Origin of the sequence: Parahaemophilus parainfluenzae (genome assembly GCF_001053575.1) — a bacterium.
Lineage (GTDB): Bacteria > Pseudomonadota > Gammaproteobacteria > Enterobacterales > Pasteurellaceae > Haemophilus_D > Haemophilus_D parainfluenzae_S.
Genome location: NZ_JVSL01000038.1, coordinates 15,974 through 38,230, shown reverse-complemented (window position 1 = coordinate 38,230; position 22,257 = coordinate 15,974). Strand labels below are relative to the sequence as shown.

At 40.0% G+C, this 22,257-nt stretch carries 16 protein-coding genes and 1 pseudogene; 12 read left to right on the top strand and 5 right to left on the bottom strand.

Going from position 1 to position 22,257, the window contains the following annotated elements; all coding sequences use genetic code 11:
• The first annotated feature begins 19 nt into the window (after positions 1-19).
• The 5 genes from AC979_RS08415 (at position 20) to AC979_RS08395 (ending at position 4,852) form a co-directional block, all read left to right on the top strand.
• Positions 20-1,165: an anaerobic sulfatase maturase gene (locus tag AC979_RS08415; protein ID WP_049373815.1), complete on the top strand. Its 1,146-nt coding sequence runs from the start codon at positions 20-22 to the stop codon at positions 1,163-1,165.
• A gap of 38 nt (positions 1,166-1,203) precedes the next feature.
• Complete coding sequence (locus tag AC979_RS08410; RefSeq protein WP_049373814.1) at positions 1,204-1,533, top strand: DMT family transporter; 330 nt, start codon at positions 1,204-1,206, stop codon at positions 1,531-1,533.
• A gap of 132 nt (positions 1,534-1,665) precedes the next feature.
• Positions 1,666-3,330 (top strand): bifunctional metallophosphatase/5'-nucleotidase, encoded by a 1,665-nt coding sequence (locus AC979_RS08405; RefSeq protein WP_049373813.1) that lies wholly within the window; start codon positions 1,666-1,668, stop codon positions 3,328-3,330.
• Between the two features lie 163 nt (positions 3,331-3,493).
• The gene (gene rpe, locus AC979_RS08400; RefSeq protein ID WP_049357791.1) at positions 3,494-4,165 is read left to right on the top strand and encodes a ribulose-phosphate 3-epimerase; all 672 of its coding nucleotides are present in this window, start codon (positions 3,494-3,496) and stop codon (positions 4,163-4,165) included.
• A gap of 12 nt (positions 4,166-4,177) precedes the next feature.
• A complete protein-coding gene (locus AC979_RS08395; RefSeq protein WP_049373812.1) occupies positions 4,178-4,852 on the top strand; it encodes a phosphoglycolate phosphatase in 675 nt (224 codons plus the stop codon).
• 46 nt (positions 4,853-4,898) lie between these two features.
• Here the strand turns inward: AC979_RS08395 and AC979_RS08390 are convergent, their stop codons facing one another.
• Entirely contained in the window at positions 4,899-5,696 is a 798-nt protein-coding gene (locus AC979_RS08390) for an SAM-dependent methyltransferase (protein ID WP_049373811.1), read from the bottom strand.
• A 174-nt stretch (positions 5,697-5,870) separates the two neighbouring features.
• Here AC979_RS08390 and purL point away from each other — a divergent pair, with 174 nt between their 5' ends.
• The 3 genes from purL to AC979_RS08375 all read left to right on the top strand — a co-directional run bounded on the left by purL (position 5,871) and on the right by AC979_RS08375 (position 11,780).
• Positions 5,871-9,764 carry a phosphoribosylformylglycinamidine synthase gene (purL, locus tag AC979_RS08385; protein WP_049373821.1) on the top strand — a complete coding sequence of 1,298 codons (3,894 nt, stop codon included), beginning with the start codon at positions 5,871-5,873 and terminating at the stop codon, positions 9,762-9,764.
• A gap of 188 nt (positions 9,765-9,952) precedes the next feature.
• On the top strand, positions 9,953-10,582 hold the full coding sequence (locus AC979_RS08380; protein WP_005697450.1) for a YkgB family protein: 630 nt from the start codon (positions 9,953-9,955) through the stop codon (positions 10,580-10,582).
• A gap of 238 nt (positions 10,583-10,820) precedes the next feature.
• Positions 10,821-11,780: a cold shock domain-containing protein gene (locus tag AC979_RS08375; RefSeq protein ID WP_005697357.1), complete on the top strand. Its 960-nt coding sequence runs from the start codon at positions 10,821-10,823 to the stop codon at positions 11,778-11,780.
• A 77-nt stretch (positions 11,781-11,857) separates the two neighbouring features.
• Here the strand turns inward: AC979_RS08375 and glpQ are convergent, their stop codons facing one another.
• The 3 genes from glpQ to glpT all read right to left on the bottom strand — a co-directional run bounded on the left by glpQ (position 11,858) and on the right by glpT (position 15,405).
• The gene (glpQ, locus tag AC979_RS08370) at positions 11,858-12,943 is read right to left on the bottom strand and encodes a glycerophosphodiester phosphodiesterase (RefSeq protein ID WP_005697412.1); all 1,086 of its coding nucleotides are present in this window, start codon (positions 12,941-12,943) and stop codon (positions 11,858-11,860) included.
• Positions 12,944-12,960: 17 nt separating this feature from the next.
• Positions 12,961-13,872, bottom strand: a complete 912-nt coding sequence (locus AC979_RS08365) for a hypothetical protein (protein WP_049365712.1) — start codon at positions 13,870-13,872, stop codon at positions 12,961-12,963.
• A 93-nt stretch (positions 13,873-13,965) separates the two neighbouring features.
• Positions 13,966-15,405, bottom strand: a complete 1,440-nt coding sequence (gene glpT, locus AC979_RS08360; protein ID WP_049373810.1) for a glycerol-3-phosphate transporter — start codon at positions 15,403-15,405, stop codon at positions 13,966-13,968.
• Positions 15,406-15,696: 291 nt separating this feature from the next.
• Here glpT and glpA point away from each other — a divergent pair, with 291 nt between their 5' ends.
• From glpA to AC979_RS08340, 4 genes and pseudogenes are all read left to right on the top strand, one after another.
• The gene (gene glpA / locus AC979_RS08355; protein ID WP_049373809.1) at positions 15,697-17,388 is read left to right on the top strand and encodes an anaerobic glycerol-3-phosphate dehydrogenase subunit A; all 1,692 of its coding nucleotides are present in this window, start codon (positions 15,697-15,699) and stop codon (positions 17,386-17,388) included.
• Positions 17,378-18,667 (top strand): glycerol-3-phosphate dehydrogenase subunit GlpB, encoded by a 1,290-nt coding sequence (gene glpB, locus AC979_RS08350; RefSeq protein WP_049373808.1) that lies wholly within the window; start codon positions 17,378-17,380, stop codon positions 18,665-18,667. The genes glpA and glpB overlap by 11 nt, the downstream gene beginning before the upstream one ends.
• 9 nt (positions 18,668-18,676) lie before the next feature.
• Complete coding sequence (gene glpC, locus AC979_RS08345; protein ID WP_049373807.1) at positions 18,677-19,954, top strand: anaerobic glycerol-3-phosphate dehydrogenase subunit GlpC; 1,278 nt, start codon at positions 18,677-18,679, stop codon at positions 19,952-19,954.
• A gap of 70 nt (positions 19,955-20,024) precedes the next feature.
• A pseudogene (locus tag AC979_RS08340) lies at positions 20,025-21,116 on the top strand (ElyC/SanA/YdcF family protein).
• 63 nt (positions 21,117-21,179) lie between these two features.
• Here AC979_RS08340 and asnA read toward each other — a convergent pair.
• Positions 21,180-22,172, bottom strand: coding sequence for an aspartate--ammonia ligase (gene asnA / locus AC979_RS08335; protein ID WP_049365717.1), 993 nt, complete (start codon positions 22,170-22,172; stop codon positions 21,180-21,182).
• Between the last annotated feature and the right edge of the window lie 85 nt (positions 22,173-22,257).

Sequence of the window (22,257 nt, the reverse complement as noted above, 5' to 3'; positions counted from 1 at the left end):
TTGTAACAAAGGATGGTTGATGTCTGTTTTTCCACCACAAGCTCATTTTCACTTAATGGCGAAACCAAGCAGTTTTCACTGTAACATTCAGTGTGAATATTGCTTCTATTTGGAAAAATCAGAACAGTTTGGGCAACATGCCCCTTTTATGTCGAAAGACACCTTAAAACATTATGTCAAAAACTATATCCAATCTCATGTCGGTAATGTGGTTGAATTTGCTTGGCAAGGGGGGGAGCCCACTCTCTTAGGCTTAGATTTTTATAAACAAGCCGTTGAATATCAGCAGGAATTTGCCCAAGGCAAACAGATCACAAACGCCTTTCAAACCAATGGCATTGCCCTTAATCAGCAATGGGCTGCATTTTTCAAACAACATCATTTTCTCATTGGGCTTTCTATTGACGGTTTAAGTGCTGTGCATAATCGTTATCGTATTTCGGGTAACGGTAATCCCACTTTTGAAAAAGTCGTAAAAGCGTTAAATCTGCTACAAGAATATGGCGTGGAATTTAACACCTTAACCGTCATTAACGATCAAAACTGGCAAAAAGGAAGAGAAACCTATTTAGCGCTCAAACAGCTTGGTTCAACTTATATGCAGTTTATTCCTATCGTTGAACGTCATGCCCAAACACAATCAGTAACTGATTTCTCGGTACCATCAGAAGGCTACGGGCAATTTCTCGTAGATGTCTTTCATGAATGGTATGCTCATGATGTGGGAAAAATTTATGTGTCGCAGTTTGATAATTTGCTAGGACAATGGCTCGGTTATCCTTCTACAACTTGTGTTCATCAACCCACTTGCGGTCAATCTCTTGTGGCGGAAGCCAATGGTGATGTATATGCTTGCGACCATTTTGTGTACCCCGAATATAAGGTCGGCAATTTAACTCAGCAACCTTTAACGGAGATTGTGCTTTCCAGCAGACAGCAACAATTTGGTTTAGAAAAATCACAAAAATTGACCGCACTTTGTCGGCGTTGCGAGTTTCGTAAACTCTGTTATGGCGGCTGCACGAAACATCGTTTTATTTCTCTCGAAAATGAACCTAATCCACATAATTATTTATGTGCCTCTTACCGTTATTTCTTTGAGCAAACGGCACCTTATATGCAAGCCATGGCTCGTCAAATTCGGTTACATCCATCCGCTGCTTAAGGTAGAATGGTGTCTTTCTATTTTACTTTTTAATTGATATGAATCCTTGGACATTACTCGCTATCTCTATTTGCCTTGAAATCGTGGCAACGAATTTATTAAAAGTCAGTGATGGCTTTACCAAACTTTTACCCACCGTTGGCTCATTGGCGTTATATGCTATTTCGTTTTATTTTGTCTCCATTGTTTTCCGAACACTTTCCGTGGGCTTGGTTTACGCCATTTGGTCGGGCGTTGGCATTGTTTTGACGGCCATTGTGGCGTATTTCGCATTTGGTCAGAAAATTGATACCGCTGGGCTGATAGGTATAGTGTTGATTATCAGTGGTGTTTTAGTGATTAACTTGTTTTCTCAAACAGGGCATTAATCCTCCAAATGAAATATGATCAAGCTCACAAATTTTATTTTTCTTCAAAATAAAATTATGTAAGCAATCGATTCACCGCTATAATTCTCCGGCATTTTTAACCGCACTTTGTGCAACTTTAAAGGAAATTCTATGAAAAAATTACTTTGCTTATTATGTGCGCTTTCTGCTGTTAGCACAGCAATGGCACAAGAAGTGAATATTAAATTATTAGGGACCTCAGATGTTCACGGTCGTATCGTACCTTGGAGCTATGGTGCAGACGTAGAGGACAAATCTGGTTCTTATGCACAAATTGCAACTTATGTGAAAGATGTGCGTAAAAATAATAAAAACGTGGTGTTAGTGGAAGTCGGTGATGCGATCCAAGACAACCAAATCGATGTGTTCGCAAAAGATAAAAAATATTACAAAGATCACCCAATTCCAAAAGTATTAAACGAAATGAATTATGATATTTTCGTATTGGGTAACCACGAGTTTAACTTTGGGATGAAAGCATTAGATGAAATCCTAAAAGATATCAAAGCGAAAAAATTAACCGCAAACTTCTATCATAAGAAAAATGACAAACGTTATATCGATGCGACAACCATCATCGAAAAAGATGGCGTGAAGTTAGGGATTATTGGTTTAAGTACCCCAATGTCAGCAAAATTTGAAGAAGACACGGGCAACTTAAAAGACATGAAATTTACTTCACCGACAGAAGAAGCGCGTACACAAGTTGAGAAATTAAAAGCAAAAGGCGTGGATGCGATTATTGCGGTGACTCACATGGGTATCGAAAATGAAAATAATATTCCTGATACTGGTATGCGTGATGTGATCAATGCGGTAGATGGAATTGATGTAGTTATCGCTGGTCACATGCATAAAGATGTGCCAAGTGAAACCATCAAAAATACACTAATCACTGAACCACACCGTTACGGTACCGTGGTATCTGAAGTGGATTTAACTTTTGATATCAATGATAAAAAAGAAGTGAAATTAGTGAAGAAAGAATCTAAAACGGTTCCAGTTAAAGCACTTGAAGCAGATAAGAAAATTGAGGAAATTTACAAGCCTTACCATGAGAAATTACGTGAATTAAACAACGTAGTAATCGGTCAAACTGCGAATGAAATGGTACCTCAAGAGACTAAACACGGTGTATCTGCTGCATTCTCAAAAGATACCGGTTTATCTTCATTCATTAATGATGTTGAACAATATTACAGTGGCGCAGATGTTGTCACTTTCTCTTTCGACCATCAAAAAGCACGTATGGATAAAGGCGATATCAAGAAAAAAGATATCATCTTTAACTATCGTTATGCGGGCGGTGATGTCACTGTTTATGAAATGACCGGTAAACAATTGAAAGAATATATGGAATGGTCGGCTAACTACTTCGATACCATCCAACCAGGTGACACCGAATACCGTTACAATGCAGAACGTAAAAAATCAAAATATGTGACTTACGACATTTTCGGTGGCGTAAATTACAAAATTGACTTACGTAATCCTCAAGGTAGCAAAATCGTTGGTTTAACCCTTGCTGACGGCAAACCGGTAACTGATGATATGAAATTAAAAGTGGGTATGAACTCATATCGTTTCGCTCAATTAAACGGTAAAGGTGGTATTTGGGAAGGCCAACAAATTCCGGTACTTTGGGAATCTAAAGTGGCAATGGGCCGTGAAAAAGGCACTATCCAAAATATGATGATTGATTACATCACCAACGTGAAAAAAGGTAAAATCGATGGTCAATCTCACAACCGTTGGGAAATCATTGGATTAAACTAATCGGTCTTTTTAAAATACGATAAAAACTAACCGCACTTTGAGGCAATTGAATCAAGTGCGGTTATTTTTTTCTTTGTTTTCAGATAAAACTTGTAAATAATCAAGGTAAAATTGAGCTCAACGTAGTAAACTACAAGCACTTTTATCCTTTAGGAGATGACAAATGAAACCTTATTTAATCGCCCCTTCTATCCTTTCTGCAGATCTTGCTCGTCTTGGTGATGATGTGCAAAACGTATTGAATGCTGGTGCGGATGTGATTCATTTTGATGTAATGGATAATCACTATGTGCCGAATTTAACCTTTGGCCCAGCCGTGTGTAAAGCTTTGCGTGATTATGGCATTAAAGCACCCATTGACGTGCATTTAATGGTGAAACCGGTCGATCGTATTATTCCTGATTTTGCCAAAGCGGGTGCGGATTACATTACGTTTCATCCTGAAGCCAGTGAACATATTGACCGTTCTTTACAGCTCATTCGAGATCACGGCTGTAAAGCGGGTTTAGTGTTTAATCCTGCCACGCCATTAAGTTATTTGGATTATGTATTAGATAAGGTAGATGTAATTTTGTTAATGTCCGTGAATCCAGGATTTGGTGGACAATCCTTTTTACCTTCAACATTGAAGAAATTACAACAAGCTCGTCGTCTGATTGATGAAAGCGGTTTAGATATTCGTTTAGAAGTTGATGGTGGGGTAAAAGTGGATAATATTGCAGAAATCGCCGCAGCTGGTGCAGATATGTTTGTGGCAGGCTCAGCGATTTTTGGTAAACCTGATTATAAACAAATCATTGATCAAATGCGTACGCAATTAGCATCAGTAAAATAAAAGGTAGTAGTAATGAAGACTCAATTTAAAGTTATCGGTTTTGATTTAGATGGTACGCTCGTGAATAGCTTGCCGGATTTGGCGTTATCCGTGAATTCTGCATTGGCTGATTTTGGTTTTGCACCTGCATCAGAAGCACAGGTTTTAACTTGGATTGGTAATGGGGCACCTGTATTGATTGCTCGTGCTTTAGAATGGGCAAAAGTACAAACAGGTAAAGACTTTTCAGATGCTGAAATGGAGCAAGTGAAAGAGCGTTTTAACGTGTATTACGCGGAGAACCTTTGTAATGTGAGTCGTTTATATCCAAATGTAAAAGAAACATTGGAAACGTTGAAAGCTCGTGGTTATACCTTAGCGGTGGTAACGAACAAACCAACTCGTCACGTTCAGCCTGTATTGGCGGCATTTGGCATCGATCATCTATTCAGTGAAATGCTTGGTGGACAATCATTACCCGCGATTAAACCACATCCAGGTCCATTGTATTATTTATGCGGTAAATTTGGCGTAGAACCTCGCCAAGTATTGTTTGTAGGTGACTCTCGAAATGACATTCTCGCTGCACATTCAGCAGGTTGCCCGGTTGTAGGATTAACTTACGGATACAATTACAACATTCCAATTGCTGAATCAGACCCAGATTGGGTATTTGATGACTTTGCGAAGTTATTAGAAATTCTTTAATCTATCTTAAAGCGTAAAGTGCGGTCAAAAATGACCGCACTTTTTCTTAAACCTCCCACCAAATCAACGCCCATTTGCGTTGTCCGTGTTTTATTGGTTCATTGTTTATTTGTTTTTGTTGATAGAATTGAGCCAAATTTTGTTTTTCTTTTTCGGTGAGATTGCCGAGAGAAAACTCCACAGAATTTAACAAATCCTCAAAGGTTTCACCTTGGAAATGACCTGATTCGGTTTCAATAAAACTCACATTTGCGTGAATGCCTTTTTGGTAAAGACGATTGACTAAATAAATATAAGTCGGAAATCCTACATCATCACGACCAATGGCTTCAAATACGCCTTCATCGAGAAAATGACGTTGTGTCACCGAGGTTAAAAAGACGCGTTTTTTTGCCTTACTTTGAAGCTTTTCAATCATGTCATCTAAATCGTCCACAAGCGTCGACCGAGAGGCGAGTATTACATCTGCTTGAGGTACATCATCCCAGTTATCCGACCATGATTTGTGCAGAAGGGTAATATTATTCAGTTGATGCTTTTCTTTATATTGTTGCACCATATCCAACATGCCTTGGCTGTAATCGAGGGCATATACGGCTTGGCATTGTTGGGCTAAAGGAATCACAAAGGTGCCGGGGCCACAGCCGATATCTAACACTGTTTCATTGGGTTGCACATTCATGGCTTTAAGCAACATCTCGTTATAGCGGCTTGGCTTGCCCACTAAATTCTCAGCCATTTTAGGGGCTTTTTTATCCCATTTTGTCGGTGGAAGATTATAGTGATTACAGGCTTTCAGATGTTGTTGATAGAGATCGTTGAAATTAATGTCATTGATGATCATTGTTATGCCCCAAAGTGCGGTTAGTTTTAGGATTGTTTTAAATAGCTTGATGATTATATGCTTTCTCCCATTTAAAATCATTTTAAAATGATTGACGCAAACGTTTTCGTTTTGGTGTTTTTCCTTTATAATAGCCCGCGATTTTTACCTCAAACACAACTCAAAGGTACCCGTATGTTTCAAACTTTTCGTGGCTCCCCCGCCCTTTCTGAATTCCGTATCCAAGGCTTAATGCAAAAATTCCAACAAAATCAATTACCGGTAAAATCGGTTTACGCGGAATATTTGCATTTTGTGGAATTAAATCGACCGCTTGTTAGCGAGCAGGAAGCAAAACTAAAAGCGTTGTTACATTACGGCCCAACTTTGGCAGAACACGATGCCAAAGGCGAAACTTTTATCGTGATTCCACGCGTTGGCACCATTTCTTCTTGGTCTTCTAAAGCAACGGATATTGCACATAACTGTGGTTTAAGTGAAGTGGAGCGTATTGAGCGTGGTTTGGCGTATTATTTTGAGTTAAGCCAACCGCTTGATGAAAAAACAACAGAAAAATTGACCGCACTTTTACATGACCGAATGATGGAAACCGTGGTGCGTCGTCCTGAAGATGCAGAGATCTTATTCCGTCATCAAGAGCCGAAACCGTTTAAAACCGTGGATATTTTGAAAGGTGGACGTGAAGCTTTAGTGATAGCCAACGTAGAATTAGGTTTGGCACTGGCAGAAGATGAAATTGATTATTTGGTGGAAAATTTCACCCAATTAGGGCGCAATCCGCACGATATTGAACTTTATATGTTCGCGCAAGCCAACTCTGAGCACTGTCGCCATAAAATCTTTAATGCAGATTGGATTATTGATGGCAAAAAACAGGATAAATCCCTGTTTAAAATGATTAAAAACACCTTTGAGAAAACCCCTGATTTCGTGCTTTCAGCCTATAAAGATAATGCTGCAGTAATGGAAGGCTCAAAAGTCGGCCGTTTCTTTGCGGATCAAGATGGGCAATATCGCTATCACAATGAAGATGCGCATATCTTAATGAAAGTGGAAACTCACAACCACCCAACCGCAATTTCGCCATTCCCGGGTGCTGCAACAGGTTCGGGCGGTGAAATTCGTGATGAAGGTGCAACGGGTCGTGGTGCAAAACCAAAAGCAGGTTTAACCGGTTTCTCGGTATCAAACCTTGTCATTCCAAACTTTGAACAACCTTGGGAAAATCCACTTTCCAAACCAAACCGTATTGCTTCAGCCTTAGATATTATGATCGAAGGCCCATTAGGTGGCGCAGCATTTAACAACGAGTTTGGTCGTCCTGCGTTATTAGGTTATTTCCGTACCTATGAAGAGAAAGTCAATAGCTTCAATGGTGAAGAAGTGCGTGGTTATCACAAACCGATTATGTTGGCTGGTGGTATCGGTAACATTCGTGGCGAACACGTTCAAAAAGGCGAAATTCCAGTCGGGGCGAAATTGATCGTATTAGGCGGTCCAGCCATGAACATCGGCTTAGGCGGTGGCGCAGCTTCTTCTATGGACAGCGGGAAATCAAAAGAAGACTTAGATTTTGCCTCTGTTCAACGTGAAAACCCAGAAATGGAACGCCGCTGCCAAGAGGTGATTGACCGCTGCTGGCAATTAGGCGATGAAAACCCAATTCTCTTTATTCATGACGTGGGTGCGGGTGGTTTATCCAATGCAATGCCTGAATTAGTTCATGATGGAGAACGTGGCGGTAAATTTGACTTACGTTCCATCCTTTGTGATGAAAAAGGGATGTCGCCATTGGAAATTTGGTGTAACGAATCGCAAGAACGTTATGTCTTAGCGGTTGCGCCAGAAAAACTCGAATTATTTACCGCACTTTGTGAACGTGAGCGTGCGCCGTTTGCGGTCATTGGTGAGGCAACGGAAGAGAAACATTTAACCTTACACGATAGCCATTTTGACAATAATCCTATTGATTTGCCAATGAATGTGTTATTAGGCAAAACGCCGAAAATGACGCGTGAGGTTTCGTCAAAAACTGTCGAAAATCGACCGCTTGCAACGGAAAATATTCAATTAAAAGAAGCTTTCCATCGCGTATTACGCTTACCGGTGGTGGCAGAAAAAACTTTCTTAATCACCATTGGTGACCGTTCGGTAACCGGTATGGTGGCGCGTGATCAAATGGTTGGCCCGTGGCAAATTCCCGTGTCTGATGTGGCCGTCACAACCGCTTCATTAGACAGCTATCACGGCGAAGCCATGGCAATGGGCGAACGTGCACCAGTAGCGTTATTAGACTTTGGTGCATCTGCACGTTTAGCGGTGGCTGAATCCATTACCAACATTGCGGGCACCAACATTGGTGATATTAAACGCATCAAACTGTCTGCAAACTGGATGTCTGCAGCGGGTCACGGTGGTGAAGACGCAGGCTTATATGAAGCGGTGAAAGCAGTTGGTGAAGAACTTTGCCCGGCATTAGGCATTACCATTCCAGTGGGTAAAGACTCCATGTCGATGAAAACCACTTGGGAAGAAAACGGTGAGAAAAAATCCGTTACTGCACCGCTTTCTTTAGTGATTTCATCTTTTGCGCGCGTGGAAGATGTCCGAAAAACCGTGACACCTCAATTACGCACAGACAAAGGCGCAAGCCGCTTATTATTGATTGATTTAGGCGAAAGAAAAAATCGCTTAGGCGCGACCGCACTTGCACAAGTGTATAAACAATTAGGTGATAAACCTGCCGATGTGGTAAATGTCGCCACATTGAAAAACTTCTTCAATGCAATGCAAGCATTAGTAGCAGAACGTAAATTATTGGCTTACCACGACCGTTCAGACGGTGGCTTAATTACCACCCTTGCAGAAATGGCATTTGCGGGTAACTGTGGCGTGGATGTGGATATTTCGGCATTAGGCGACAATGATTTAGCCGTGTTATTCAATGAAGAATTAGGTGCGGTGATCCAAGTATCAGAAAGTGAATTAAGCGCCGTGCGTGAGGTGTTAAAAGCCCATGACTTGCTTGGCTTAACTTATGAACTCGGTTCTGTAAGCTCAGAAGATCGTTTTGAAATCACACGTGGCAGCAAAAAATTATTAAGCGAAAAACGCTCTGAATTACGCAGTATTTGGGCAGAACTCACTCACCAAATGCAACGCTTACGCGATAATCCAGAATGTGCTGACCAAGAATTTGAAGCGAAAAAAGCAACGGACAATAAAGGTTTATCTGCTCACTTAACTTATGATGTGAATGAAGATATTGCTGCGCCTTATATCAGCAAAGGCGTGAAACCAAAAGTGGCAGTATTACGTGAACAAGGCGTAAACAGTCATGTTGAAATGGCAGCCGCTTTTGATCGTGCAGGCTTTGCGGCAATTGATGTTCACATGAGTGATTTAATGACTGACCGTTACAACTTAAACGAATTCAACGCGATGGTAGCCTGTGGTGGCTTCTCTTACGGTGACGTATTGGGCGCAGGTGGCGGCTGGGCGAAATCCATTTTATTTAACCCACAATTACGCGATCAATTCAGCCAATTCTTCGCCAATGAAAACACCCTTTCATTAGGGGTATGTAACGGCTGTCAATTTATCTCCACCCTTGCGGAAATTATTCCTGGTGCAGAAAACTGGCCACGTTTCGTGCGTAATAAATCAGAACGTTTTGAAGCGCGTGCTGCGATGGTGAAAATCAACGACACCAACTCATTGTGGTTTAAAGGCATGGCTGGTTCACATATGCCGATTGCCGTTTCTCACGGTGAAGGACGCGTGGAATTCAAAACTCCTGAGAATTTGACCGCACTTCAAGCGCAAAACTTGATTGTGGCGCAATATATCGACAGCCATTTAAACGTGACTGAAACTTATCCTGCCAACCCAAATGGTTCGGCATTAGGGATTACTGCAATTTCTAACGTCGATGGTCGTATTGCCGCGATGATGCCACACCCAGAGCGTGTATTCCGTGCCGTGAGCAACTCATGGTATCCAGAAGATTGGTCTGAAGATGGTGCTTGGATGCGAATTTTTAGAAACGCGAGAGTGAATTTTAAATAATGTGAGATTGCTCACAGAAAATTAATTAAAAATAAGAGATACTATTAAATTGGTATCTCTTTTTTATTACATAAACCTGAGTAATAAAAAAATGCCAACAATATTAGAGAGTAATATTGTTAATGTTTATATAAAAATTCTTGGACATTATGTCCGTAATATCAATTGAACTATATGAGGAGTTCTACATGAGTGCATTAGTTACATTGCTAGCTAATATTGTTGCGCCATTGCAACGTCAATTTATTAACTTTATCCGCATTGCGATTTGTGTTGTGATGGTTTGGATTGGAGGTTTAAAAGTTTGCCAATATGAGGCAGATGGTATCGCACACTTTGTGTCAAATAGTCCTTTCTTAAGTTTCCTTTACAAAAACGGTGCAAATGAAGTGACAAATGATAAGGGTGTTTTAGTAAAAGAATATACCTTATATAAAAACCCTGAAGGCAAAATGGTCGCAAAAAATATTGAATGGCATAAAGCCAATGGCACCTATACCGCTTCTTATATTATTGGCGCAATCATTGTGACAATTGGTATTTTAGTATTAGCGGGGATTTGGTCTCCAACATTAGGTTTATTTGGAGGCTTACTCACGTTTGGTATGTCGATAGTCACGCTGTCGTTCCTGATATTTACGCCAGAAACCTGGGTGCCGAATTTAGGCGGGGACTTCCCAACACCTAATTATGGCTTCCCATATCTCTCAGGTGCTGGCCGACTCGTGATTAAAGATATTATTATGATGGCAGGCGGCTTAGTTGCTGCAGCAGAATGTGCGAAACGCTATTTAGAGAATAAAAAGCAGTTTGCGTAATAGCTGGATTTTAAAAGGCTTGCTGGGATAAACAGCAAGCTTTTTTGTTATTAAAAATTGATGAATCATGTATCGTATATTCCAGTGTAGAGAATAATTCATGCTATCCAAAATGTGAGCATCAAGGATGGTTGCTTAAATGTGGGTTTTAGGTATGTTAGGTGTTGTATTAGGATGGTTTTGGGTTATATTATTGGATAATAATTTTTATCCATCTTTATATTAATAAGGACTATTTATGTCAAAAAGAATTCAAGGGAAAATTAAGAAATTATTGGCAAATAAACGTTCGGGATTTATTCATAAAGTAGAGGGGGGTTCTGAAAAAGATTTTTATTTTATAGAGTCTAATTTAAGCAATATTAGCTTTGAACAACTATCAGAAGGAATGGAAGTTAGCTTTATTCCAAATATATCTGATGAACAATGTTATGCTAATAGCATAGAAAGTACGATTCCTATTGGTATTCAGCAGAGCAGAATAAAAATAATTAATGTAGAAAAAGAAAGTGGATTTATTCTTAGTGTAGATGGAAAGAGAGATATATATTTCCAAAGAGCTAATCTTATTGATGGATTATCTTTTTCATCTCTAAATAAGGACGATATTGTTTTTTTTGAGATTAGAGTTGGTAAGGATGGTTTTCTATCTGCAATAAATATAAGAAAAGATAATTCACTGGTTGGAGGAAAAACGAATATTACTTTAATGGAAACAATACATAACATCATAAAGACAGTAAGGGATAATGCTAATCTGATTTCAGATCCATATGTCTTTGAAGATTATTGTTTTACAATATTAAAGCTACTAGGCTTGACTGATACATATCAATATCCAAGAGCTAAGCAAGCAGGAAATGCAGATGGTTTCTTCAAAATTAAGGCTCTTGAAGTTCTTTATGATTGTACATTGTCCGAGTATTACCAGGATTACAAAAAAGATCAGATAGAAAATTATATTGCTAGGTTAAATAAGACTCAAATAACTATAGATACTAAAGAGATTAGTCTCAACACAACTAACAATAAGCAAGTGTGGATCATTACTAAAAATAAAACTAGAATAATCAAAGATAGTGATAATATTTTGGTTAAAGAAATATCATTAAATGATTTGATTGATGTTTTAGAAGAAAGATTAAGTAATTTAAAATATGATAATTTAATGACTAGATTATTAGAGTTAGGAAGTTAAGTTTATCAAGTAATAAAAAGAGCGATCAAAAATCACAACGAATTTTGACCGCTCTTTTTATTACTTTTACTTACGTATTATTTTTGTTTTTTCAAAAACTCAACGCCAGTATCTGGGAAGTCGGTGAATACACCAGTTGCGCCAGATTTATTCAATAACGCATCGTACATTTGATTTACGTCAGTGAAGAATTCAGGTAAAGCATCTTTACGCACAGTGTATGGGTGTAATTCCACTTTGTATTGTGCGAGTTCTTTCACTAATGGGGTGTACACGATGTTGCCTGGTTTAGATTTTTCTTTATCCACTAACATGTACCAGCCTGGACCAACACCATCAGCATATTTCACCACTTCTGCCATTGCACCTGGTTTGAACATCCAATCGTAATCGTAGTTCACCCATTTGCCTTTCGCATCTTTTTCTTCGGTTTCATGCCAGTCGGTGTACGCCACTAATTGAACAAGTTTTAAATCCATGCCCATTTTTGGTAGCAATTCGTTTTTGATACGTTTTAACTCATTGAAGTCGAAGGTTTGTAAGTAAACCATGTCAGATTTCTTATCGTAACCGTATTTTTTCAACACTTTAAGGGTTTCAACTGCAATGTCTTTGCCATTTTGGTGGTGGAACCAAGGGGCTTTGATTTCAGGATAGATACCCACTTTTTTACCGGTAGATTTTTCTAAACCTTGGATAAATTCTAACTCATCTTCAAAAGTATGGATTTTGAAGTGTGATTTCCAAAGTGGGAAACGGCCCGGATATACTGCAACTTGTTTACCGTCTTTAGTTTCAAAGTTTTCAGTCATATTTAAACTTTGAATTTCTTTTAAGGTGAAGTCGATGACATAGTAACGACCATCTTTACGATGACGATTTGGGAATTTTTTCGCGACGTCAGTTAAACCATCTAAGAAGTGGTCATGGATAACCACTAAACGACCATCTTTTGTCATCGCTAAGTCTTGTTCTAAGTAGTCTGCATGTTGTGCAAATGCAAGCGCTTTAGACTCAAGTGTATGCTCTGGTAAGTAACCACTTGCGCCGCGGTGAGCAATGATAATTTTGTCTGATTTCATAGTGTCCACAGAAGAGTGTGCGCTACATCCTGCAAGTACGCCTGCAGCTAATAAAGAAAGCGCTAAAGTTTTGAGTTTCATGGTGTGTTCTCCTTGATTTACTTATTACATCTTGGTTTCATGTCGTAAAAATAGATTTCACTAATTTCACGGTCATATCCTGGATAAAATCCTTTTGGCATCCCTAGCACAATTTGTTTGCCTCGGTTTGCATGGACAAGTAGTTGTTTCGTTTTTGGATTCACATTCAAGCCTTCGACTTCGCCGACATCTCGAATGTCATTCAATGTTTTTTCTAAAACAACGCGAGCTTCATTATTTTTATCTGAAATTTCTACACGATAAATATGATCAGGTTCTTTTTCATCTGCCGTACCATCATCAGATGTGACGTAGAGATCACCGTTGTAGGCATAAACCCCTTGAATCCATTGTGGAACAGGTTGTAAATGTACTTTACGTTTATATTTGCCGGTTGAAAGGTCATATTCATATAAATAACGGCCGCTTTCCTCACCCACCCAAGATGCCATCCAAACTGAATTATGAACGGTATCTACGGTGATGCCGGAAACTTCGACTTGACCTGACTCAGGATTAAAATCAACCGATCTTTTTAATGCGAGGGTTTCGGGATCGTGAATGGCAATTTGAATATTTTTACCTACGCCGGCATCAAACCATTCGGAGGAAACATAAAGTTCATTGTTGTAGATATCAATGTCGCCAATGTGATTGGCTTCCTTTTGGTAGCCGACAAAAGGATCTTTATTTTCTTTAATCAGTTTTCCATCCATATCGTATTTGGCGAGCGTTTTGCTGCCCGATACATATAAATATTTGCCATCAGTGGTAATGCCTTGACGTCCGTTGACTTCGATCACCTTGTCTAATTTATAAGTATAAGCGGGGAGGGCTGAACGATAGGGCGCTTCACAAGTTTGATTTGCGAATGCTGCATTTGCCATAACTGCCGCGCCTAACATAATGGTTAATTTATTCAATTTCATCACATTATCTCCTTTTAAAGTGCGGTTAAAAATTCAGTTGTTTTTGTAATAAAAAAGGCGGCAAGCCTTCGCCTGTCGCCTTTAATTTATAGATTATTTACCGTAGGTGTCGCCTAATTTCGCTTTGTGTTTACCTTCTTCAACCATTACGATGAAGAGTAATAACACCGCTAAGACACCACCACCGATCATGACATAGAAACCACCGTCCCAGCCATAATGTTGTGCTGCCCAACCGATAACAGCTGATGCTGAAACAGTACCACCTAAGTAACCGAATAAACCGGTGAAACCTGCTGCTGTACCTGCTGCTTTTTTCGGTGCAAGCTCAAGAGCGTGTAAGCCGATTAACATTACAGGACCGTAGATTAAGAAGCCGATTAAGGTCATTAAGATGAAGTCAGTTAATTGATATGGGTTTTCATACCAAGCAGAGTAGTTTGCAAGCTCAGCTTCTGGTGTAGCTGGGTTCATCCAGTATGCTACAACTGCTGCTGTAGTTAAGATCATGAAGATGAAACCGGTTAAACCACGTTTACCTTTGAAGACTTTATCTGATACCCAACCACATAATAATGTACCTGGAACCGCTGCTAATTCATAGATTGTGTAAGCCCATGCGGTACCTTTGATGTTGAAGTGTTTTACTTCACTTAAGTAAACCGGAGACCATTTTAATACGCCGTAGCGGATTAAGTATACGAATACGTTAGCAATCGCGATGTACCATAACAATTTGTTTTTCAATACATAAGTTACGAAGATTTCTTTTGTGCTTAAATCGTTTTCGTAAGTTTTTTCGTTATAGTCATCTGGGTAGTCATTACGCCATTTTTCGATTGACGGTAAACCACAAGATTGTGGAGTATCACGCATCACGAAGTAAACTGGAATTGCACAGATCATTGCCGCAATACCCGGATAGTAGAGGGATTGTTGCCAAATGTCTTTTGCTTGTGCTTCGATACCATGAGTGCTGAAGAACACTGCACTTGCTAATAGCACCATTGCACCCGGCATCATACCACCGATATTGTGCGCGGTATTCCAGATAGATACGATAGTACCGCGTTCTGATTTAGACCACCAGTGTACCATTGTACGACCACATGGAGGCCAACCCATACCTTGAAACCAACCATTTAAGAAGATCATTACCCACATAATGGCAATGCCTGAAGTTGCCCATGGGAATAAACCCATCATGGTCATACAAAGACCAGAAAGCAATAAACCAAATGGTAAGAATACACGAGGGTTCGAACGGTCAGACATACCTGCCATGACGAACTTAGATAAACCATAGGCAAGACCAGCCGCTGAGCCGATAACACCTAATTCCGCTTTTGAGTACAAGCCGGCTTGAATTAAACCAGGTTGTGCCAAGTCAAAGTTTGCACGTACAAAATAGTAAGCGGCATAACCAAAGAAGATCCCTGCAAACACTTGCCAACGTAAGCGTTTATACGTGGAATCAATTTTCTCCGCTGGAAGTTCCGCAATATGCGGAGCGGGTTTAAATGGTCCAAACATAATTTCTCTCCAAAATCATTTTAATTATGAGTCCACCCCCATGATGGGGATAGCGTGCATGATAAAATAAAAATAGAAATTAAAAAGAGAAATAATTCAAAAATGTGATGTATTTCACAAAATATTTTTTAACAAATGAGCGAATTCGAAAATTGTGTGATCTATCTCACAAAACAGCTTTCTTTTTCGCTCAGAATGTTGTGAATTTAACCGCTCTCCCATACAATAGCCATGGAATTTGTAACAGTTTTTACGTTTCTTTTTATTAATATTTTGGCTTTGGGGGTAACAATGGGATTATCGCCTAATATGTATCGTGATGTGGGTGATTTTTCACCTATCTCGACGGATGTGATTATCATTGGTGGCGGTGCAACAGGTGCGGGGATTGCTCGTGACTGTGCATTGCGTGGAATTAACTGTATTTTATTAGAGCGTCGTGATATTGCGACAGGCGCAACAGGCCGTAACCATGGTTTGTTACATAGTGGTGCCCGCTATGCCGTAAACGATCAAGAATCAGCAGAAGAATGTATTAAAGAAAATAAAATTCTGCGCAATATCGCTCGTCACTGTGTGGATGAAACAGAAGGTTTATTTATTACCTTACCTGAAGATTCCCTTGATTATCAAAAAACCTTCATCGAAAGTTGTACCAAATCCGGTATTGAAGCTGTCGCCATTGATCCTAAACTAGCCCAAATTATGGAACCATCGGTAAACCCAGATTTAGTGGGTGCCGTTGTGGTGCCAGATGGTTCAATCGATCCTTTCCGTTTAACGGCTTCTAACGTGATGGATGCCACCGAAAATGGCGCGAAAATGTTCACTTATTGCGAAGTGAAAAGCTTAATTCGCGAAGGTGGCAAAGTAATCGGTGTGGATGTCTACGATCACAAAAATCGCGTAAATCGTAAATTCTTTGCGCCATTAGTCGTTAATGCGGGTGGTATTTGGGGACAAGGCATCGCAGAATATGCGGATCTCAAAATCAAAATGTTCCCAGCAAAAGGTGCATTGCTTGTTATGGGGCACCGTATCAACAAAATGGTGATTAACCGTTGTCGTAAACCGGCAGATGCGGACATTCTTGTACCGGGTGATACTATTTGCGTTATCGGTACAACCTCTAGCCGTATTCCTTACGATCAAATCGACAATATGGAAGTAACTCCAGAAGAAGTGGATATTCTTTTCCGTGAAGGGGAAAAACTCGCGCCGAGCTTGCGTCATACTCGCGTATTACGTGCTTATGCAGGTGTGCGTCCGTTAGTAGCGTCTGATGATGACCCATCAGGTCGTAATGTGAGTCGTGGTATCGTGTTACTTGACCACGCAGAGCGTGATGGCTTAGACGGCTTTATTACTATCACTGGCGGTAAATTAATGACTTATCGCTTAATGGCTGAATGGGCAACAGATCTTGTTTGTAAAAAACTCAATAAAACAGCACGTTGTACAACTGCAGAGCGTCCATTACCGGGTTCAAGTGAAAGTCGTGCAGAAACCAATCAGAAAGTCATTTCACTTCCAAGTACGATTCGTTATTCAGCCGTATATCGTCATGGTTCTCGTGCAACTCGTTTATTAGATAAAGAACGTCTTGATCGTTCAATGGTGTGCGAATGTGAAGCAGTGACAGCAGGTGAAGTACGTTATGCCGTTGATGAATTAAATGTGAATAACTTAGTAGATTTACGTCGCCGTACTCGTGTGGGGATGGGGACTTGCCAAGCTGAGCTTTGCGCATGCCGTGCGGCGGGCTTAATGAACCGTTTTGAAGTGGCAACACCTCGTCAATCGACCACACAATTAACCTCCTTTATGGAAGAGCGTTGGCGTGGTATTGAACCTATTGCATGGGGCGAAGCGATTCGTGAAGCGGAATTTACTTCATGGATGTATGGCAGTGTGTTGGGCTTAAATGATGTTCAACCGCTTGAAACTGAGAAACAGCAAGGGACGGATAACAATGAATTTTGATGTAGTGATTATTGGTGGTGGCCTTGCAGGTTTAACTTGCGGCATCGCCCTACAAGAACAAGGCAAACGTTGTGTCATTATTAATAACGGCCAAGCGGCGATTGATTTTGCATCTGGCTCATTGGATTTATTAAGCCGTTTACCAAATGGTGCGTTTGTTAAAAATATTCCTGAAAATTTGACCACACTTTCCGCTCAATTACCGCAACACCCTTATAGCATCATGGGGGCTGACCGAGTATTAGCGAAAGCGCAAGATTTCGAAAAATTAGCGGAATCGTTAAATTTAGATTTAATTGGCTCAAGTGCCGAAAATCATCTTCGCGTAACGGGTTTAGGTAGCTTACGTGGTGCATGGCTTTCACCAAATAGTGTGCCAACCGTACAAGGCGAAACCCCATTCCCATATAAAAAAATTGCGGTTTTAGGCATTGAAGGCTATCACGATTTCCAACCAGAATTATTGGCGGATAACCTTACGCTGAATCCACAGTTTGCACATTGTGAAGTAAAAACAGGCTTTTTAAATATTCCAGAATTAGATCAGTTACGTGCAAACTCTCGTGAGTTCCGCAGTGTGAACATTGCACAAGTTTTAGAATATAAACTGAAATTTGATGATCTTGTGGCTGAAATGAAAGAAGCCGCGAAAGGCACCGAAGCAATTTTCTTACCCGCTTGTTTCGGGTTAGAAAATCAAGAGTTTATGGAGTCACTTCGTAAAGCAACTGGCTTGCCATTATTTGAATTGCCAACTTTACCACCGTCTTTATTAGGTATGCGTCAACGTATTCAATTACGTCATCGTTTTGAGAAATTAGGCGGACTCATGATGAATGGTGATAGCGCATTAAAAGCACATTTTCATGGCAACAAAGTTCGTGCTATTCAAACGCGTTTGCACGAAGAGGAAGAAATCACGGCTGAGCATTTCGTCTTAGCTTCCGGCAGCTTCTTCAGTAAAGGTTTAGTTTCTGAATTCGATAAAATCTACGAACCCGTATTCCATTCTGACATCATTGGTGTGGAAGGCTTTAACGATACCGATCGTTTTACTTGGACAGATCACCGTTTCTCAAATCCACAACCGTACCAATCTGCAGGTGTGGCGATTAACGCGCAATGCCAAGTGAAAAAGAGCGGTCAATTTTTAACGAATTTATATGCGGTGGGTAATGTGATTGGTGGTTTCAATGCACTAGAACTCGGTTGTGGTTCTGGCGTGGCAGTGGTAACAGCGCTTGCTGTTGCTGATGAAATTCTTCACAACACACATTAAGGAGGCGTTATGAACATTCAACAATTAATTGAAAATGCAAAACAATCCCTTAATGCACCACAACACAATCATGCATTTGATGAAAGTTTTGAGAGCTGTATTAAATGTACGGCTTGTACCGCGGTATGTCCGGTTTCGCGTCAAAATCCAAACTATCCAGGTCCAAAACAATCGGGTCCGGATGGTGAGCGTTTACGCTTAAAATCAGCCGAGCTTTATGATGAAGCATTGAAATACTGTACTAACTGTAAACGTTGTGAAATTGCCTGTCCGTCTGATGTAAAAATTGGTGACATTATCGTTCGCGCAAGAAACAAATATCTTGCTCAACAACATAAACCAGCAGTGCAAAAATTACGTGATGCGATTTTAAGTAACACCGATATTATGGGGTCACTTAATACACCGCTTGCCCCGATTGTGAATACGATTACGGGCTTGAAAGCGACAAAATTTGTGTTGGAAAAAGCATTAAAAATTAGCCGTCATCGTACGTTACCAAAATATTCCTTTGGTACGTTCCGCAGCTGGTATATGAAAAAAATGTTGGAAAGCCAACAAAAATTCGAACGCAAAGTGGCGTATTATCACGGTTGTTATGTGAACTACAATAATCCACAATTGGGTAAAGAATTTATTCAAGTGTTCAATGCCATGGATATTGGCGTGGTGTTATTGGAAAAAGAAAAATGCTGTGGCTTGCCATTAAGCGTGAACCAATTCCCAGAACGTGCGAAAAAAATCGCGCAATTTAACACCGATTATATCGGTAAAATGGTGGATGAAAATGGCTTGGATGTGATCAGTGAAGCATCAAGTTGTGCCTTAAATTTACGTGATGAATATCATCATATTTTAGGTATCGATAATGCGAAAGTTCGTCCGCATATTCACATGGTGACACCATTCTTATATCAACTCTTTAAAGAAGGTAAAACCTTACCGCTTAAACCATTGAAATTGCGCGTGGCTTATCACACCGCATGTCACGTGGATAAAGCGGGTTGGGCACCATACACCTTGGAAGTGTTAAAACAAATTCCAGGTTTAGAAGTGGTGATGCTACCATCACAATGTTGTGGTATCGCAGGGACATACGGTTTCAAAGAAGAAAACTACGAGGTTTCCCAATCTATCGGTAAAAACTTATTCGATAACATCAATGCAGGCGGATTTGATTACGTGATCTCTGAATGCCAAACTTGTAAATGGCAGATCGATATGTCATCTAACGTGACTTGTATCCATCCATTGACGTTATTGTGTATGTCGATGAATCAAGCTTAGTGAAAAGAGCGGAAACTGATAAAAAAGTGACCGCTCTTTTTGTTATTCAATCCAATATGGAGAATCAATTATGCAAAAAATCTTCAAGGTTTCTTTACTTGCTGTGCTTTCATCTCTTGCAGTAAACAGCTTCGCCAGCACGGCAGAAGTGAAAGTGCTTGAGCCTCAATTAAATTATCAACAACTTCTTACTCAAAGATAGGTTGTGGATGAGTTGCTTGAACAAGCGGTGAAAATCCAAAACTCGCCCGCTCGTGTTTCAAATGCAGGTTTTACCGCGAAACTTCCTTCCAATATGGAGCGTATTGCGGATCTTTTATTAGAAGCGTACAAGCTCGAGCCTTATCGTGTGGATTTTTTATTTGGTGCAGCGAATGCCAATATTTATAACGGTAATACAGATAAAGCGATTGAGCTTTACCAAAAAGTGCTTGATGTGGCGCCAGATGATGTGAAAGCACATACTTACTTGGCTGCCTGGAATCGTTTTAAAGGCAATCAAGCGGAAGCAACTAAACATTTAGACCGCTTAAAACAACTTTCACCAGAAAGCGCAAGTAAATTAGAAAAAGTCTTTACGGTGATTGATAAAGCGGCTAGTCAGCCAATTACTGACAAACTTGAAGCCAAGTTACCGGCGCAATCGGCGATTATTACGTTGGGGTACGCTTTAAATCCAGATGGCAGTATGCATGATATTTTGGTACAACGTTTAGAGAAAACCTTAGAAATTGCGAATCAAAATCCAGATGCGTTAATTATTGTGACAGGCGGAGTGCCACAAAACAATAAAACCGAAGGGGATTTAATGAAGCAATGGTTGATTGAGAAAGGCGTTGATGCAAGCCGTATTTATTCTGATAACTATGCGCGTTCAACAGTCGAAAATGCGCTTTTCTCTCGTTACTCTTTAGCGAAACATAAAATCAAACATGCTGTGTTGATTAGTTCGGGTAGTCATGTTCGTCGTGGACAAGCATTATTTGAAATTGCCACGCAAGAATCTGGTCCACAAGGTCTTGTAATTGAAACTGTCGCTGCGTTAGATAAACCGTTAGATCAGTTACAAAAAATTACGGAGAAAGACTTGCTGGGTATTTATCGTGACAGCTTAAAAACCATGGGATTACCAATGTTTAACAGCGGGCCATTGCAAGATTAATTAATCTTTCCAAAAACAAAAGTGCGGTGAAATTTCACCGCACTTTTTTATTTTCTCTTTCGATTAAAGAATGTGTTGATATTGTTCTAACATTTCTTTCGGCCATACGCTTGATTGCACTTCACCAATGTGTTTTTTGTGAAGTAAAAGCATTGCCATACGAGATTGACCGATACCACCACCGATGGTGAGAGGTAATTTGCCGTTTAATAAATCCTGGTGCCAATCCATTTTTAAGCGATCTTCATCACCGGTTAAACCAACTTGTAAACGTAACGCAGATTCATCCACACGAATACCCATTGAAGAAAGCTCAAACGCTTTACCTAACTCAGCGTTCCACACCAAAATATCGCCGTTTAAGCCTTTGTAGCCGTTTTCAGATTCAGTTGTCCAGTCATCGTAGTCTGGTGCACGACCATCATGTGGTTTACCGTCTGATAATTTACCGCCGATACCGATTAAGAAAACCGCACCATATTCTTTACAAATCGCGTTTTCACGCTCTTTGCTAGAAAGATCCGGATAGCGTTTAACTAAATCTTCACTATGTACGAAAGTGATTTCTTTTGGCAAGCTTGATGGAATGTCAAAGCGAGCTTCTACCGCTAATTCAGTTAAACGGATTGCACGATAGATAGAACGTACCGTTTCTTTTAAATAAGCAAAGTTACGACGACCTTCAGGAATCACTTTTTCCCAGTCCCATTGGTCCACATAAACAGAGTGAGTTTGATCCAATGAATCTTCATCTGGACGTAATGCTTTCATATGAACAAATAAGCCTTCCCCTTCTTTGAAGTGGAAACGAGCGAGAGTATGGCGTTTCCATTTAGCCAATGAGTGAACCACTTCATAAACCGCATTTGGGATACATTTCACGTTTACTTGAACCGCTTTCTCAATGCCTGATAAGTTATCTTGCATACCGTTACCAACTTCACTAAGGATTGGACCTTGTACTTCGATAATGCCAAGTTGTTCAATCAAGTTTTGAGTAAAGGTGTTCTTCACAAAGCTAATTTCTTGTTGTTGTAAAATAAACGTCTTTTTCATATTTATCCTTCTTTTTATAATAACTGGTAAGATTTGTTGCGTATTATTCAATAAAATGACAAATTATTTCAAGTAATTTCTTTAC

What these genes read in the sequence shown, in the direction of transcription:
- AC979_RS08390 (WP_049373811.1), bottom strand. Translation starts at nt 5,696, where the DNA reads ATGATCATCAATGACATTAATTTCAACGATCTCTATCAACAACATCTG.
- glpB (WP_049373808.1), top strand. Translation starts at nt 17,378, where the DNA reads ATGAATTTTGATGTAGTGATTATTGGTGGTGGCCTTGCAGGTTTAACT.
- AC979_RS08380 (WP_005697450.1), top strand. Translation starts at nt 9,953, where the DNA reads ATGAGTGCATTAGTTACATTGCTAGCTAATATTGTTGCGCCATTGCAA.
- glpT (WP_049373810.1), bottom strand. Translation starts at nt 15,405, where the DNA reads ATGTTTGGACCATTTAAACCCGCTCCGCATATTGCGGAACTTCCAGCG.
- AC979_RS08410 (WP_049373814.1), top strand. Translation starts at nt 1,204, where the DNA reads ATGAATCCTTGGACATTACTCGCTATCTCTATTTGCCTTGAAATCGTG.
- AC979_RS08415 (WP_049373815.1), top strand. Translation starts at nt 20, where the DNA reads ATGTCTGTTTTTCCACCACAAGCTCATTTTCACTTAATGGCGAAACCA.
- AC979_RS08405 (WP_049373813.1), top strand. Translation starts at nt 1,666, where the DNA reads ATGAAAAAATTACTTTGCTTATTATGTGCGCTTTCTGCTGTTAGCACA.
- asnA (WP_049365717.1), bottom strand. Translation starts at nt 22,172, where the DNA reads ATGAAAAAGACGTTTATTTTACAACAACAAGAAATTAGCTTTGTGAAG.
- AC979_RS08375 (WP_005697357.1), top strand. Translation starts at nt 10,821, where the DNA reads ATGTCAAAAAGAATTCAAGGGAAAATTAAGAAATTATTGGCAAATAAA.
- glpC (WP_049373807.1), top strand. Translation starts at nt 18,677, where the DNA reads ATGAACATTCAACAATTAATTGAAAATGCAAAACAATCCCTTAATGCA.
- AC979_RS08395 (WP_049373812.1), top strand. Translation starts at nt 4,178, where the DNA reads ATGAAGACTCAATTTAAAGTTATCGGTTTTGATTTAGATGGTACGCTC.
- AC979_RS08365 (WP_049365712.1), bottom strand. Translation starts at nt 13,872, where the DNA reads ATGAAATTGAATAAATTAACCATTATGTTAGGCGCGGCAGTTATGGCA.
- purL (WP_049373821.1), top strand. Translation starts at nt 5,871, where the DNA reads ATGTTTCAAACTTTTCGTGGCTCCCCCGCCCTTTCTGAATTCCGTATC.
- rpe (WP_049357791.1), top strand. Translation starts at nt 3,494, where the DNA reads ATGAAACCTTATTTAATCGCCCCTTCTATCCTTTCTGCAGATCTTGCT.
- glpA (WP_049373809.1), top strand. Translation starts at nt 15,697, where the DNA reads ATGGGATTATCGCCTAATATGTATCGTGATGTGGGTGATTTTTCACCT.
- glpQ (WP_005697412.1), bottom strand. Translation starts at nt 12,943, where the DNA reads ATGAAACTCAAAACTTTAGCGCTTTCTTTATTAGCTGCAGGCGTACTT.